General features: G+C 69.0%; 10 protein-coding genes and 2 pseudogenes. 4 read left to right on the top strand and 8 right to left on the bottom strand.

Going from position 1 to position 14,147, the window contains the following annotated elements:
• Positions 1-111 precede the first annotated feature (111 nt).
• The 6 genes from AB0M26_RS08135 to AB0M26_RS08110 form a co-directional block, all read right to left on the bottom strand.
• Positions 112-1,911 (bottom strand): DUF1996 domain-containing protein, encoded by a 1,800-nt coding sequence (locus tag AB0M26_RS08135; protein WP_365256348.1) that lies wholly within the window; start codon positions 1,909-1,911, stop codon positions 112-114.
• Between the two features lie 158 nt (positions 1,912-2,069).
• Positions 2,070-2,717 carry a response regulator transcription factor gene (locus AB0M26_RS08130; protein ID WP_365256345.1) on the bottom strand — a complete coding sequence of 216 codons (648 nt, stop codon included), beginning with the start codon at positions 2,715-2,717 and terminating at the stop codon, positions 2,070-2,072.
• Positions 2,718-2,888: 171 nt separating this feature from the next.
• Positions 2,889-4,151: a sensor domain-containing protein gene (locus AB0M26_RS08125; protein ID WP_365256342.1), complete on the bottom strand. Its 1,263-nt coding sequence runs from the start codon at positions 4,149-4,151 to the stop codon at positions 2,889-2,891.
• Positions 4,152-4,558: 407 nt separating this feature from the next.
• Entirely contained in the window at positions 4,559-5,293 is a 735-nt protein-coding gene (locus AB0M26_RS08120; RefSeq protein WP_365256340.1) for a winged helix-turn-helix domain-containing protein, read from the bottom strand.
• Positions 5,294-5,857: 564 nt separating this feature from the next.
• Positions 5,858-6,877 carry a glutamine synthetase gene (gene glnII, locus AB0M26_RS08115; RefSeq protein ID WP_365256337.1) on the bottom strand — a complete coding sequence of 340 codons (1,020 nt, stop codon included), beginning with the start codon at positions 6,875-6,877 and terminating at the stop codon, positions 5,858-5,860.
• 252 nt (positions 6,878-7,129) lie between these two features.
• Positions 7,130-7,504, bottom strand: a complete 375-nt coding sequence (locus AB0M26_RS08110) for a VOC family protein (protein WP_365256334.1) — start codon at positions 7,502-7,504, stop codon at positions 7,130-7,132.
• Positions 7,505-7,889: 385 nt separating this feature from the next.
• Between AB0M26_RS08110 and AB0M26_RS08105 the strand changes: the two genes are divergently transcribed.
• Entirely contained in the window at positions 7,890-8,846 is a 957-nt protein-coding gene (locus AB0M26_RS08105) for a GNAT family N-acetyltransferase (protein ID WP_365256332.1), read from the top strand.
• A 536-nt stretch (positions 8,847-9,382) separates the two neighbouring features.
• Here AB0M26_RS08105 and AB0M26_RS08100 read toward each other — a convergent pair.
• Entirely contained in the window at positions 9,383-11,233 is a 1,851-nt protein-coding gene (locus AB0M26_RS08100; RefSeq protein WP_365256329.1) for a hypothetical protein, read from the bottom strand.
• A gap of 217 nt (positions 11,234-11,450) precedes the next feature.
• On the opposite strand from AB0M26_RS08100, the pseudogene AB0M26_RS08095 reads away from it, so the two are divergent.
• Positions 11,451-11,549 (top strand): annotated as a pseudogene (locus AB0M26_RS08095) (IS5/IS1182 family transposase); the annotation flags it as partial.
• Between the two features lie 40 nt (positions 11,550-11,589).
• A pseudogene (locus AB0M26_RS08090) lies at positions 11,590-11,718 on the top strand (site-specific integrase); the annotation flags it as partial.
• A gap of 212 nt (positions 11,719-11,930) precedes the next feature.
• Here AB0M26_RS08090 and glnA read toward each other — a convergent pair.
• Positions 11,931-13,340: a type I glutamate--ammonia ligase gene (glnA, locus tag AB0M26_RS08085; RefSeq protein WP_365256326.1), complete on the bottom strand. Its 1,410-nt coding sequence runs from the start codon at positions 13,338-13,340 to the stop codon at positions 11,931-11,933.
• A 246-nt stretch (positions 13,341-13,586) separates the two neighbouring features.
• Here glnA and AB0M26_RS08080 point away from each other — a divergent pair, with 246 nt between their 5' ends.
• Entirely contained in the window at positions 13,587-14,054 is a 468-nt protein-coding gene (locus AB0M26_RS08080; RefSeq protein WP_365256323.1) for an RDD family protein, read from the top strand.
• Positions 14,055-14,147 lie beyond the last annotated feature (93 nt).

Genomic DNA, 14,147 nt, shown 5'->3' with positions numbered 1-14,147 from the left:
CAACGGTTGAGATCAGCTCGGTGAACCGCCGGATGCGGGCCCGCATGTCCGGTGGTGTGAGAGGAGGGCCGGGCGACCCGGCCCTCCTACTCGATTGTCACGGGTGAGGGATCAGGTGCAGTCCCTGCCCTCGTTGATGCAGGACACGGCCTCCGCCATCAGGTCCTCGGAGAAGACGTTGATGAAGTCGTTGTGGTCCGTGATCGGCTTGTGGAGCTGGTCGGGGAAGGAGTCGACCGCGAAGTTGGGCTCCGGCGCGACGTCGTAGACGAGCCGGATCTGCAGCTGCGGAATCGCCTGGAAGCCGTTGTCGCAGGAGCCGTCCTCATTGGCGAAGTCGACGTGCGTGCGGTGGTTGGCGCTGTCGATGTTCTGACCGTCCCAGCAGCTCTGGAACTTGGCCGTGCGCACCACCTGCTCGCCTTCGGGACACAGCGGGTACTTGTCCTTGAGCTGCACCTTGTCCTCGAAGCCCGTGCAGCTCCAAGAGGCGTTGGCGTTCGCGTCACCGTTGGTGAACGCCTTCGCGTCACCGGTGATGATGCGCAGGAAGCGCGGCATCTCCACGACATCGCCGACAGGGCTGCCCACGAACTTGATGTCCGCCTGGGCCGGCGTCTGGATCTCGCCGATGTTGCCGTCCGCGCCACCGCCGGGCGCGTTCGCGTCCTGCTCGTCCACGCCGTTCTGCACGCGCAGCACGGGCCAGTAGTACGTGGACTGGTCGCCCTGGTTCTGGCAGCTGGTCTCACCGTTGGCGAGATCATCGTCCGACACGAAGCCACCGGTCTCCTGGTTGCCCACGTAGTCGTGCGTGTGCTGGGCACCGTTGCTCACGCCGGGAGCGACGATGACGTTGTCCGAATTGCGGTTCCCGTTCTCATTGACGCCGCAGTCGGTGGTGAACGTGCCGGTGGAGGCCCCTTCCTGCTCCTGCGCCTCCTGGACGTTCGGCTCGACCTGGGTGATGTCGACGAAGTCCTCGGGGGAGGGCCCGCCGGCCTGCTGGCCGCCGTCGCCCTGGTCCTGACCGTCGCCCTGGTCCTGGCCACCGTCCTGACCCTGGTCCTGGCCGTCCTGCGGGGCGCCGCCCTCCTGGATCTGGCACTCGGCCATACCGCCGAGGTCCCCGGACCATTGGCCGCCGCCGTTGTCGGAGGTTCCGCCGGTCTCGGCCGCGTCGCCGCCGTTGTCGGTCGCGCCGCCGCTGTTGTCGGTCGCGCCGCCGCCGTTGTCCGGGGCTTCACCGTTGTCGGCCGTGTCGCCGCCGTTGTCCGGGGCTTCACCGTTGTCGGCCGTGTCGCCGCCGTTGTCCGGGGCTTCACCGTTGTCCGCCGTGTCGCCGCCGTACTCCGGGTTATCACCGTTGTCGGTCGCGCCGCCGTTGTCGGCCGTTTCGCCGCCGTTGTCGGCTGCGTCGCCGTTGTCGATCGCGCCGCCGCTGTTGTCGGTCGCGTCGCCGCTGTCCGCCCCGTCGCCGCTGTCGTTCATGGCCTGGTTGTTTATGGCCTGATTGTTCATGGCCTGCGAGATGCGGTCGATCGCGGCGGAGCGTTGGTCCTCCAGGGGCCCGAGAACGGAATTCTGCACCCAGTTCGGGTCTTCCTGGGCAGCCTGCCGGTTCTGCACCATCTTCTGGTACGCCTCGCCGACCTGCCGGTCCATCAGCGCGAGATTGCGGTCGACTTCCTCGCGCGCCTGCTGCGGCACTTCGGTGATCTGGTCCCGCACCTCCGGACAGTCGATCGTGGAGGCGTTTCCGACAGGCTGTTCCTGAGCGGAGTCGCCCCCCTGGCCGGCGTTGGCCGAGACATTGACGGCGATCAGTCCGCCACCTCCCAGCAGAAGGGCGGCTGCCGCGGCGATGGCCCTTCCTGCCACTGGGGAGCGTTTGTGCGATGTGAGTTTCATGGAACCCCTCTACGTCGTTCCGGAAGATGGGGGGCCTCCCGGTTCGGAGAAGCTCCGTTTCATACGGGCCCGCGCTCCGCCGTGTTCAGTGACGTATGAGGTTCGTGGGATTCGCCAACAGCAATTGCCCGCAGGTCAGGTCAATCCCGGCAGCCCGCCTACCCCTGATCGAGATATGCGAGAACGGCCAATACCCGGCGGTTGTCGTCGTCCGACGGCGGCAGCCCCAGCTTTCCGAAGATGTTCGAGGTGTGCTTGGCCACCGCCCGCTCGGTGATGAAGAGCTGTGTCGCGATCGCGGTGTTCGATCTGCCCTGCGCCATGAGTTCCATGACGTCGAGCTCCCGCGGGGTCAGGCCGCCGATCGGCCGGTCCTGCGAGCGCCGCGACAGCAACTGCGAGATCACCTGAGGATCCATCGCCGTGCCGCCCGCCGCCACCCGCCGCACCGCGTCGATGAACTGGTCCGCGTCGAACACCCGGTCCTTGAGGAGATACCCCACCCCGCCGTTTCCATCCGCCAGAAGCTCACGTGCGTACAACCGCTCCACATGTTGGGAGAGCACCAGCACCGGCAGCCCGGGGGTTCTCTGCCGTGCGGCCAGCGCACATTGCAGTCCTTCATCGGTGAACGACGGCGGCAGCCTGACGTCCACCACGGTCGCGTCCGGTTTGAGCTCTGCCAGGGCCCGGGCCAGCTCGGGACCGCTCTCCACGGCCGCGGCGATCTCGAAGCCGTACGCCTCGAGCAGGCGCACCAGCCCGTCCCTGAGCAGGAAAAGGTCCTCCGCGACGACAACCCGCACGGTGATCTCCCCCGGTTCCGTTCCTCGTCCTGCTGGTCCAGAGCGGCCACCGTAGCCGCCACCGGCCCGTCCGCCCTCGGCCGGAACCACTCAATCGGCATTACTCAAGGGGGGACGCCATTGCCGGGGGCCGGGTTCGCGTGAGCCCGCAGTCGGCGACCCGGGGTCGCGTCAGGTCAGCTCACAGGGGATCTCCATCGTCACCATCGTCGGGCCCCCGGGCGGGCTGCTGACCGCCAGGACGCCGTCGAACGTGCCGAGCCTCCGCTCCACCCCGGCGAGCCCCCCGTCCGGAGACAGGCTCGCCCCGCCGCGCCCGTTGTCCGTGACGGCCATCCGCAGCATCCCCGACGGGGCGTCGTGGTGCACGTCGATCCACACCCGGTCCGCCTCGGCGTGCTTGGCCGCGTTCGTCAGGACCTCGCTCACCGCGAAGTAGGCCGCTGATTCCACCGGCGCCTCGGCCCGGCCCGTCAGCTCGACCGACACCTCCACCGGGACCGGCATGCGCAGCGCCAGGGCCCGTACGGCATCGCCCAAGCCGCGTTCCGCCAGAACCGGCGGGTGGATGCCGCGCACCAGATCGCGCAGCTCGGTCAGTGCCTCCGCGGAGGACTCGCGGGCCTTGGCCAGCAATACCTTCGCCTGGGCCGGGTCCTTCTCCAGCAGCGCGTCGATCGTCCCCAGGCTCATGCCCATGGCGACCAGCCGGGCCTGGGCTCCGTCGTGGAGATCCCGCTCGATACGGCGCAGTTCGGCCGCCGAGCTGTCGACCGCGTCGTGCCGGGTGGCGGTGAGGTGCTCGACGCGCTGGGCCAACGACGCCTTCGTCGGCGACAGCAGTGCGGCGCACATCCGGAAGTGGACGCGCAGCAGCACCGGGTTCACGAGGAGGCTCAGCGCGACGAACCCGGCCCCCAGGGTGGCCGCCCCGGCCGCGGACGTCTGGTCGGTGACGTGGACGAAGCCGTACCAGTTGCCGCCCCAGCCGGCCCAGACCCGCCAGAGACCCGCCACCACGACGAAGCCCATGACCCCGTAGGACAGCAGGGCGGCCGGGAGCAGGGCCGTGACGAATCCCGCCGTCATGTCGACGAGGAGCCACTGCAGATCCCGCCAGGTCGCCGGGTCCTTCAGCAGGTGGATGCACCGCTCGACCTGCCCGACGACACCGCCCCGCAGGTCGGGCGGCAGCGGCCGGTACGCAGCGGGGACGCGGATCCCGGCCCAGTGGTAGGCGGTGACGCGGCGCTGGTTGGCCCAGAGGCGTACGGCGGCAAGCGCGGGCGGTGTGGTGAATACACCGACACCCAGCAGGATGAAGGAGATCGACAGGACCGCGAGCACGAAGAGGGTGATCGAACCGGCGAGCGTCCCGATCGAGACCACCAGTCCCTGGACCGCTGCCAGCAGCGACTCCCGCACTCTCCTCATGCCACCGACCCCCGGACTGCGCCGTACACCCGTACCTCGGGCAGGCCTCAGTCTGGCCGCGGGGGGAGGGCGGGGTCACGGGGTCGTTCCCCACTTCCTGAGGTGTAGGTAGCACCACCTTCTGCCCGGCCCCCGGTGTCGCCGACCTCGCGGGCCTCGCCGTCCTCGGGGGGCCGGAGGCCGGGGCGCCCTTCGGCGCGGACGGTACGAGCCCTGGCCGGCCGGCGCGCGAGAAGCGACGTCCGGTGTCGGGGCCCCAGCCTTGGAACGCCCGCGGGCCAAGCCTGAACTCCCGTCGCGCGGCAGGCAGTTCCTTCGCGGTGCGGCTCCGGTTCCCCTCCGAGAGTGCTGCTCGGTGGCTACCCGCTCGCTCACCCCGTACGGGCGGGCGAGCGGGTGGCGAGCCGTCAGACCGCGGACGGCACGTACTTGTAACCCACTCGCCGTACCGTCACGATCGCTTCCCGGTGGGCGGCGCCCAGCTTGCGGCGGAGGCGGGCGACGTGGACGTCCACTGTGCGGCCGTCCCCGATGTGGCCGTAGCCCCACACCGTGGTGACCAGGTGGTCGCGGCTGTGCACCCGGTGCGGATGGGCGACGAGATGGGCCAGCAGCTCGAATTCGAGGTACGTCAGGTCCAGCGGACGGCCGTCGAGGTGAACCGTCCGCCGCTCCTCGTCGATCCGTACTGGCCCGCCGGCCGCGTCGGTGCCGGGACCGCGCCCGAGGCCGCTGGCGCCGGGTCCGGAGGGATTGTTGACGAAGGCGCCGTTGACGAAGGCGCCGTTGACGAAGGCGCTGTTGACGAAGGCCTTGTCGGCGGAGTCGACCTCCGCCGACGATGCCGTACCCCCCGGGGCGAGAGCCAGCTGCGCGCTCGGCTCGTCGGCCGGTACGAGCACCAGATAGCCGACCATCGGCGGCCGCCCCGGCAGTGCCGGCACCGTGTGCTGCGGTGCCGGGAACCAGGTGGCACCGGGCGGCAGGAAGTCCGGGAGATCGACCACCTCGTCACGGTCGACGGCTCGGAGCCGGTGCCTGCCCGGTGTCGCGGAAGCGGCGCCGGAGGGAACGGGCGAGGAGGACACGGGGGCCGTGGTGCGGGCCACGGAAGAGGCGGACAGAGAACGGGAGTTGGTCATGGTGAACTCAGCTCTTTCGCGCGAGAAGTCGTCGGTGGACGTCGTGCGCGCGGGCCTTGTGCCGGTGCGTTCAGAAGGACCGGCGGCTGACGGGAAGCCGCGCCGGGCGGATCGGCGGTAGCGCGAGCCGGGCCGTCGGCGGCGCCGGGTCAGCGGCAGAAGGGGGCCTGCGCGAAGAACGCGCGGCAACACACCCGGTCGAAGTCGTGATTCTGCCGGGAAGGCCAGAACGGCTCGAGGTCGCTGCGCCCCGGCGACGTGTTCCGAAAGGTGGCCATGGCCCTATTGAAGCAGAAGGGTTCCCGGACGTGGCCCGTCGCCCACCAGGTGATACGGAGAACCGTGGTGATACGGAACACCCTGGTGCCACCCGCCTCTGACGCCTGGCTCCGGCCACGCGGCGAGCGCCCGGCACCTTGCAGCGCCCGCACCTGGCAGCGCCCGGCACCTGGCAGTCGTCGCGCAGCATGACACCCGGATCGTCCACGTCCGGTGATGGCACGGCTGGGCGCCCGCCCGCCCCCGCAGGGACGTCCGGGCGCCGAGGCCGGCCGGAGCCAGGCGTCAGACCTGTCCGGCCTTGTCCAGAGCGGTGCAGCAGGTGTCCACGATGAGGCGCGTCACCACGTACGGGTCGACGTTCGCGTTCGGGCGCCGGTCCTCGATGTAGCCCTTCTTCTCGGCCTCGACCTGCCACGGGATGCGAACAGAGGCACCGCGGTCGGAGACGCCGTAGCTGAACTCGTTCCACGGAGCCGTCTCGTGGAGGCCGGTGAGTCGGGACTCGATGCCGATGCCGTAGTTCTGGACGTGCAGCTCCGGCTTGTCCCCGTCGCCCAGCGCCTTGCAGGCGGTGATGATGGGGTCGTACCCCTCACGCATCGCCCGGGTGGAGAAGTTGGTGTGCGCGCCGGCGCCGTTCCAGTCGCCCTCAGCCGGCTTGGGGGCGAGCGTGGCGGTGATGCCGAACTCCTCGGCCGTACGCTGGAGCAGCCAGCGGGCCGTCCACAGGTGGTCGGAGACTTCCAGCGGGGACAGCGGACCGACCTGGAACTCCCACTGGCCGGGCATGACCTCGGCGTTGATGCCGGAGATGCCGAGACCGGCGCGCAGGCAGCGGTCCATGTGGGCCTCGACGATCTCGCGGCCGAAGATCTCGTCGGCGCCGACACCGCAGTAGTAGCCGCCCTGCGGGGCGGGGAAGCCGTTCTCCGGGAAGCCGAGCGGGCGGTTGCCGCGGAAGAACGTGTATTCCTGCTCGATGCCGAAGACGGGCTCCTGAGCGGCGAAGCGCTCGGCGGTCTCCCGCAGCGCGGCCCGGGTGTTGGTGACGTGCGGCTCCATGTCCGTACCCAGGACCTCGCACAGCACCAGTACGTCGTCACCGCCGCGTATCGGGTCGGGGCAGGAGAAGACGGGCCTCAGGACACAGTCGGAGGAGCGGCCTTCGGCCTGGCTCGTGGAGGAACCGTCGAAGCCCCAGACGGGCAGCTCGGCGCCGTCGGCCAGGATCTTCGTCTTGGAACGGAGCTTGGCGGTCGGCCGGGTGCCGTCGATCCAGATGTATTCGGCCTTGTAGGTCACGGGCGGGTCCTTCTCTCGGCAGGCCGAGCGGTGGGCTTCGGGGGCGTAAGGGCGCAGCTTCGCAATCCGCGATTTCCCGTCGGTTGCTCGTAGGTGAACCGGTTGTTTCCCCGGTGATCAGCGCTGTTCGAAGCGGTGTAACCGGCGGTACCGGGACGACGTCGCAGCCTTGCCCCGGTGCACCGTTGGGGCGCGGCCGGGAGGGAACCGGACATGGTGCATCGAGAGCGGGGCGGTGAGCGGCCGCCCGCCTCACTCCCGTACGAGACAGAACGGGTGTCCCGCCGGGTCCGCGTAGACCCGCCAACTCCGGCTGCCGTCCCCGGCGTCCAGTAGCGTGGCGCCCAGGGCGAGCACCTCCCGCTCCGCGCGGTCGAGGTCAGCGACCCCGACGTCGAGGTGGAACTGCTGCGGATGCTCGGGGTCCGGCCATCGAGGCGGCCGGTGGTCCTGCGCCCGCTGGAAGGCGAGGACCTGTCCGCCGGTGTGCAGAGTCGACCAGTCGTCGTCCAGCGACCAGCCGGGCACGGGCTTGTCCACGTCTCCGCCGAGAATGCCCTTGTAGAAGCGGGCCAGCGCCTGAGGGTCCGGGCAGTCCAGAACCACGCACTGCAATGTGCCGATCACGACGGCTCACCTCTCCATTCTCATGCCGGACGCGTCCGCCTCGGCCACGGTCAGCGGCCGGCGTCGCAGCCGTCCGGTCTCGATGACGACGACGCGGCCGAGCGTAGACCGGGGGTACGACAGTCACGGGCCGGGGCGGACCCCGCACGCCGGACGTCGTCCGGCCGGGGGGTCGCCGGGAAGCGGACGCGGGGCGTCAGAGGCTGACCCGTACGCCCAGCGCCGAAAATCCGTTGCCGGTGCGGACGAGCCCGGGCTAGCGTCACCGAGCCGTCCGCCACCCCGGCGGACCCCGGTCAGGAGGAGGTGTGCAGCAGATGCGCACGCGTGCCGAACTGTCGAGCCCCGGTTCCGACATCATTCGCCACCTCCTTATGGAGTCACCGTGTCCTTGCGTATTACCCCCCTGACCGACCCCGAGCGCACCTCGTCCGCCCGCCGCCTGGTGTGGCTCGCCTCCGACGCCGAGGGAGTGCCGGTCGGCTCTGCGTTCCTGCGTCTGTTCACCAGGCCGGGCCAGAACCATCTCGCCGAACTGGACGTCCGTGTCCACCCGGCCGAGCGCGGCCGGGGCGCGGGTGCCTTGCTGCTCGACGCGGCCGTGACCGCCGCCCGCGACGACGGCCGGCGGTCGGTCGTCGCCCAGGCCGAACAGGGCTCGCCCGGCGACCGCTTCCTCGCCGCCCACGGCTTCCGCGCGGTCATGGCCCTGACGATCGCGCGCCTCCCTCTCACCGCCGTGGACCCGGCAGTCATCACCGCGATCGCCGGGGAGGATCGCCCCGGCTACCGGCTGGTGTCCTGGCACGGCACCGTCCCCGACCACCTCGCGAAGACATTCGCCGCATCACGCCGCGCCATGGATGACATGCCCATGGGGGAGACCGACTACGGGACGGTGACCTGGGACGTGGACCGCGTACGGGCGGTGGCCGAGGCGGTCGCCCGCCGTGGCGACCTGCTGCACACGGTGGCGGCGGTCGTCGACGCCTCCGGCTCCGGCGGCGAGGAAAGCGGCGCCGGCGAGAGCGGCGAAGGCGGCGGAAGCGGCGACGGTCACGGTTCGATCGCCGGGTTCACCGAACTCGTCGTCCCAGGTGACGGCGGCGGCGACGGCCTCCACTACGGCACGGGTGTGCTGCCGGAGCATCGCGGTCGCGGCCTCGGCCGCTGGATGAAGGCGGCCTCCATCCGCGACGCACGCGCCCGCCACCCCGGCCTCGCAGGACTGGTCACGGACACGGCGGACGACAACCTGCCGATGCGCGCGATCAACGAGGCATTGGGGTACGTACCGACGCACCACACGGTCGAGTACCAACGGGACCTCACCCGGCCCTGAGTCCATACGGCGGCGCCCCTCCTCGGCACGGCGGCGTCTTCGTCGCCCACGGTGTGCTGGTCGAGGCAGGGTCCATCGCCGTTGAGCCGGATCTGTCGGGCTGACCCGCTGGTACCTCCACCTGTGGGGTACCTCATGAGCACATAGCCAGTGACGTGCGCGTAACAGAAAGGCGAGTGCGAGGAACCTCAACTCCACTGCGGGAAAGCCCGTTTCCTCGACGAATCGCTGGTGGTCGCGCAGCGCGGTCACCCAATCCGACACCCCGACCGGCGTCCTGCGGCTTGCGGCTTGAGCTTGAAGCTACGGAAGTGGGGCGCTCGCCGACTTGCCGGCGCAGTTCCCAGGGCTTCGGGCGGCCAACGCGCTCGCGGTGGACCAAATGCCGACGTGTTACGTGAGGATCTCTCTCCAGAAAGAACGAGGGGCCCGCGCTCAGCGCGGGCCCCTGTGAAGCGATCGGACTGCGCGGCGTGCTGCTCGCATCGCGCCCACCAGGCGTCAAGGTCTGTGGAGCGGCCGCTGCGTCGGGGCGGTTACCGGTTGATCGTGGCGATGTTGGTCGAGTGGTCCACGGCGACGCACTTGGCCTGCGTGTGGCTGCCTGTGGCGGTGGGGGTGAGGTTGTTGGGGTTGCTGCAGGTGTTGTTCTGCCGGCCTTCTTGGGCGATGTTCTGCTGGAAGAGCTCGCCCGTGGCTGTGCCGCCGTTGGCCTTGGCTCCTCCGCCGATGGTGGCGGTGTGGAGGTTGGCGGAGCCGTCCACCGTCTTACAGCTCACCCCTTGACGTCCTCCAGTCAAGTCGATGCTGCCCCCGTTGGGGTTGCTGCAACTGTTGTTCTGCCGGCCTTCCTGGGCAATGTTCTGCTGCTCCACGTCGGCGCCGGTGCTGGAGCCGCCTTCGGCTCGGGCGCCGCCGCCCTTGACGTACGTTTCGCGGTTGAGCGAGAGGTCCTTGTTTGTGCAACGTGCCCTCACCCGGCCCTCCGTCACGGTGACTTCGACGAGGTTTGGATTGTTGCAGTTGTTGTTCTGTCGGCCCCCCTGGGCGACGTTCTGTTGGTTTACGGTGCCGCTGGTAGTGCCGCCGTTGGCTTCGGCACCGCCCCAGCGGTAGTGCGTGTGAGTGTCGGCCGAGACATCGTGGTTCCGGCACGTACCTCGGTCGGCTCCCCCTGTGACTTCGATGTCCGAGTCACTGGTGGGGTTGTGGCAGTTGTTGTTCTGCCGGCCTTCTTGTGCGATGTTCTGCTGCTCCACGTCGGCGCCGGTGCTGGAGCCGCCTTCGGCTCGGGCGCCGCCGCCTTTGCTCCAGGTGTGGTTGGCCAGGGAGCCGTCCTTGTTCTGGCAGCGCTCCTCCAGACGGCTGGCATCCACGCGGATAGTCGTGTCGTTGGAGTTGGAACAGTTGTTGTTCTGCCGGCCTTCCTGGGCAATGTTCTGCTGCGCCACGTCGGCGCCGGTGCTGGAGCCGCCTTCGGCAAGGGCGCCCCTGTGCTTGTCCCAGGCGTGCTTGGACACGGAGTCGTCGTTGTTTCCACACCCGGCATCAATCCGCCCCGCCTCGAAGGGGTCGAAGGCCTCCTCGTTGCCGTTGGCGCAATTGTTGTTCTGCCGGCCTTCCTGGGCAACGTTCTGCTGTCCCACGTCGAGGTCTGAACTCGAGCCGCCTTCGGCGCGGGCGCCGCCGCCTTTGATGCGGGTGCGCTTGCTGAACGAGCGGTCCTTGTTCTTGCAACGTCCCACCCACCGGCTCCCCTCCGTCCCGAGCAGATTGGGGTTGGGGTTGGGGCTGTTGCAGTTGTTGTTCTGCCGGCCTTCCTGGGCAACGTTCTGCTGGAACACCTCGCCGCTTGTGCTGGAGCCGCCTTCGGCGCGGGCGCCGCCACCCTTGACAAGAGTGTGCTTGCTGAAGGAGACGTCCTGGTCCGCGCAGTGGCCATCCACCCGACTGCCCGTCACCGGGATCTCCGCGTCGTTGGGGTTGTTGCAGTTGTTGTTCTGCCTGCCGCGTTGGGCGGTGTTCTGCTGGGCCAGGCTCATGGCCGCCGAGCCACCTTGGGCTACTGCGGGGCCGTTGTTGATGCGGGAGAACGCGGTCAGGGAGCCGTCGCTGGTCACACACCGGCCCGTTACCCGGCTACTGGTGAGCGAGATGGGCGCACTCTCGGCGTTGGGGTTGTTGCAGTTGTTGTTCTGCCGGGACGACTGCGCAAGGTTCTGCTGGAAGACAGCCCCGCCCGTGGAGGCCCCTCCCTCCGCCCTGGCCTTTGTCTTCCCGCCGGTGGGGCCGGTCTCGGCCAATGCCGTTCCGGAGCCAACTACTGCTGTCCATCCGCCTACTGCCAGGACCAGCATCGTGGCTGTCGCACTTCTGGGCGCGCGCATCTTGGGACCTCCTTGCCTTGATAAGTGATCCAATCCGCTACTCGCCTCCACAACCTTGCTCCGCATCTTTCCGTCATGGGGCCTTCTGCGTTCCTCACCCCAATGGCCCAACTGCCCTTTCTCCCCTCCGAGAGCGTGACGACCTCGCCGCCCCGGTTCAGTTGGGGCGATTAGGAGAAGGGCGCAGACCCGACCGGATCATCGCGGACAATGCCTCAACATCGTCGAACGCTGCTTCAAGCGACTCAGGGGCTTTCGCGACATCGCTACGAGATACGAGAAGACCGCCACTTCCTACGAAGCGGCGGTCACACTTGCGTCGTTCGCGCTCTGGGCAAGGTCAGTGCGAAGACGGACACCAGTACGCGCCCGCGCTGCTCGATTCCGGGAAGAACATCAATACTCTCGCCGAGTACCTCGGTCACTCCGATCCGGGGTTCACGCTCCGCACGCACACGGACCTGATGCCGAACAGCCAGGGTCGTTGGACACGCTGCCGCGCGGAAGGCCATCGCTGGTGCATTCGGGGCGGCCCCGGAGGGCGAGGAGGGAGACGAGGGGCGGGGCTCCGGACGCAGCCTGAGCGGCACCCACGCAAGAGGCCGTCGGCCGTGCCTTCCGAGAAGAGCGGAAGAACACGGCCGACGGCCCACAGACGGCCCAGGAGAGCAAAAACCCGCCCTGACCTGCGGCGATCTTAGATGTCGAAGTAGAGCTCGAACTCGTGGGGGTGCGGCCGGAGCTGCATCGGCGCGATCTCGTTCGTGCGCTTGTAGTCGATCCAGGTCTCGATCAGGTCGGCGGTGAAGACACCACCCGCCTGCAGGTACTCGTTGTCCTCCTCCAGGGCGTCGAGCACCGCCGGGAGGGAGGTCGGGACCTGCGGGACGCCCGCGTGCTCCTCGGGAGCCAGCTCGTAGAGGTCCTTGTCGACGGGCTCGGCCGGCTCGATCTTGTTCTTGATGCCGTCGAGACCGGCCAGCAGCAGCGCCGAGAAGGCCAGGTACGGGTTCGAGGACGGGTCCGGCGCGCGGAACTCGATGCGCTTGGCCTTCGGGTTGGCGCCCGTGATCGGGATACGGATCGCCGCGGAGCGGTTGCGCTGCGAGTAGACCAGGTTCACCGGGGCCTCGAAGCCCGGGACCAGACGGTGGTAGGAGTTCACCGTCGGGTTGGTGAAGGCCAGCAGCGACGCCGCGTGCTTGAGGATGCCGCCGATGTAGTAACGGGCGGTGTCCGACAGGCCCGCATAGCCCGTCTCGTCGTAGAAGAGCGGATCGCCGCCGTTCCACAGCGACTGGTGGCAGTGCATGCCCGAGCCGTTGTCGCCGAAGATCGGCTTCGGCATGAACGTCGCGGTCTTGCCGTTGCGCCAGGCGACGTTCTTCACGATGTACTTGAAGAGCATCAGGTCGTCGGCGGCGGCGAGCAGCGTGTTGAACTTGTAGTTGATCTCGGCCTGGCCCGCGGTGCCGACCTCGTGGTGCTGGCGCTCGACCTGCAGGCCGGCCTTGTTCAGCTCCAGGGTGATCTCGGCGCGCAGGTCGGCGAAGTGGTCGACCGGCGGGGCCGGGAAGTAGCCGCCCTTGTAGCGGACCTTGTAGCCGCGGTTGTCCTCGAGGGCACCGGTGTTCCAGGCGCCGGCCTCGGAGTCGATGTGGTAGAAGGACTCGTTCGACTTGGTCTCGAAGCGCACGCTGTCGAAGACGTAGAACTCGGCCTCCGGACCGAAGTACGCGGTGTCCGCGATGCCGGAGGAGGCGAGGTAGGCCTCGGCCTTCTTGGCGATGTTGCGCGGGTCGCGGCTGTACTGCTCACCGGTGATCGGGTCGTGGATGAAGAAGTTGATGTTCAGCGTCTTTTCGCGGCGGAACGGGTCGACGCGGGCCGTCGACAGGTCCGGTACGAGCGCCATGTCGGACTCGTGGATGGCCTGGAAGCCGCGGATCGACGAGCCGTCGAACATCAGCTGCTCGCCCGGGTCGAACGCCTCCACCGGCACCGTGAAGTGCTGCATGATGCCGGGCAGGTCGCAGAACCGGACGTCTACGAACTTGATGTCCTCGTCCGCGATGAACCTCTTCGCGTCGTCGGCGTTCTGAAACATCCAACTCCTCCTAGCCCGCCGCCAGGGAGGGGCGGGATTGCTTCGGTCGCGTTGGCCAGTGCGGTGGCACGCTGGCCCGACCATAGGTTTCCGGGATTTCCCGGGCATGACCCGTTTGTTTCGCCGAGGTTAACCGGAGGGCCTGCCCTGTGCCGGACCGTATACCCCTATAAAACACCGAGCGATCCGGTTTGACCTGCTGCCCCGCGCGCGGGAGACCGTATGCGGTCCCAGTACCGTGGTCGGGTGGACAAGAGGCAGGCAATCGGATCGTGGCTCTCCGGCCCTCGCGCGGCCGCCGAGGACATGGGCGTCGACTTCGGGTACCGGGGCAAGCGGCTCGGGCTGCCCGAGGAGGGACCCGGCTCGATCGCGCCCCTCGGGCGGCGCTTCGGGGCCCTCTTCATCGACTGGGTTCTGTGCGGCCTCATCACGTACGGGCTGTTCGCCCGCGGTGACCAGCAGACCGCGGGCAATGTGACGCTGCTGGTCTTCCTCGTCCTCAGTGTGCTCACCGTGGGCACCATCGGCAGTACTCCCGGCAAGCGGCTGCTCGGCCTGCGCGTGATCTCCGTGGACGGTGCGCGGCTGCCGCTGGGTTGGGTGCTCGTGCGGTCCGTTGCCCTGGTGCTGCTCATCCCGGCCCTGATCTGGGACCGCGACGGACGGGGCCTGCACGACCGGCTGGGCCGCGCCGTGCAGGTCCGGATCTGATCCGGAAGGCGCCGTGCAGGTCCGGATCGGATCCGGGGCGGGCGGACGCGGCGAGCGGGACTGGCGGCTCCGGCGAGCGGGGTGAGTCTCTCC

Source organism: Streptomyces sp. NPDC051776 (assembly GCF_040681345.1).
In the GTDB taxonomy this organism is placed as follows: domain Bacteria; phylum Actinomycetota; class Actinomycetes; order Streptomycetales; family Streptomycetaceae; genus Streptomyces.
Note: the sequence above shows the minus strand (reverse complement) of the source record. Positions and strands in the feature narration are given on the sequence as shown.

Bases quoted from the DNA above. Each gene is read 5' to 3' on its own strand.
- AB0M26_RS08135 (WP_365256348.1), bottom strand. From the start codon at position 1,911: ATGAAACTCACATCGCACAAACGCTCCCCAGTGGCAGGAAGGGCCATC.
- AB0M26_RS08125 (WP_365256342.1), bottom strand. From the start codon at position 4,151: ATGAGGAGAGTGCGGGAGTCGCTGCTGGCAGCGGTCCAGGGACTGGTG.
- AB0M26_RS08120 (WP_365256340.1), bottom strand. From the start codon at position 5,293: ATGACCAACTCCCGTTCTCTGTCCGCCTCTTCCGTGGCCCGCACCACG.
- AB0M26_RS08100 (WP_365256329.1), bottom strand. From the start codon at position 11,233: ATGCGCGCGCCCAGAAGTGCGACAGCCACGATGCTGGTCCTGGCAGTA.
- glnA (WP_365256326.1), bottom strand. From the start codon at position 13,340: ATGTTTCAGAACGCCGACGACGCGAAGAGGTTCATCGCGGACGAGGAC.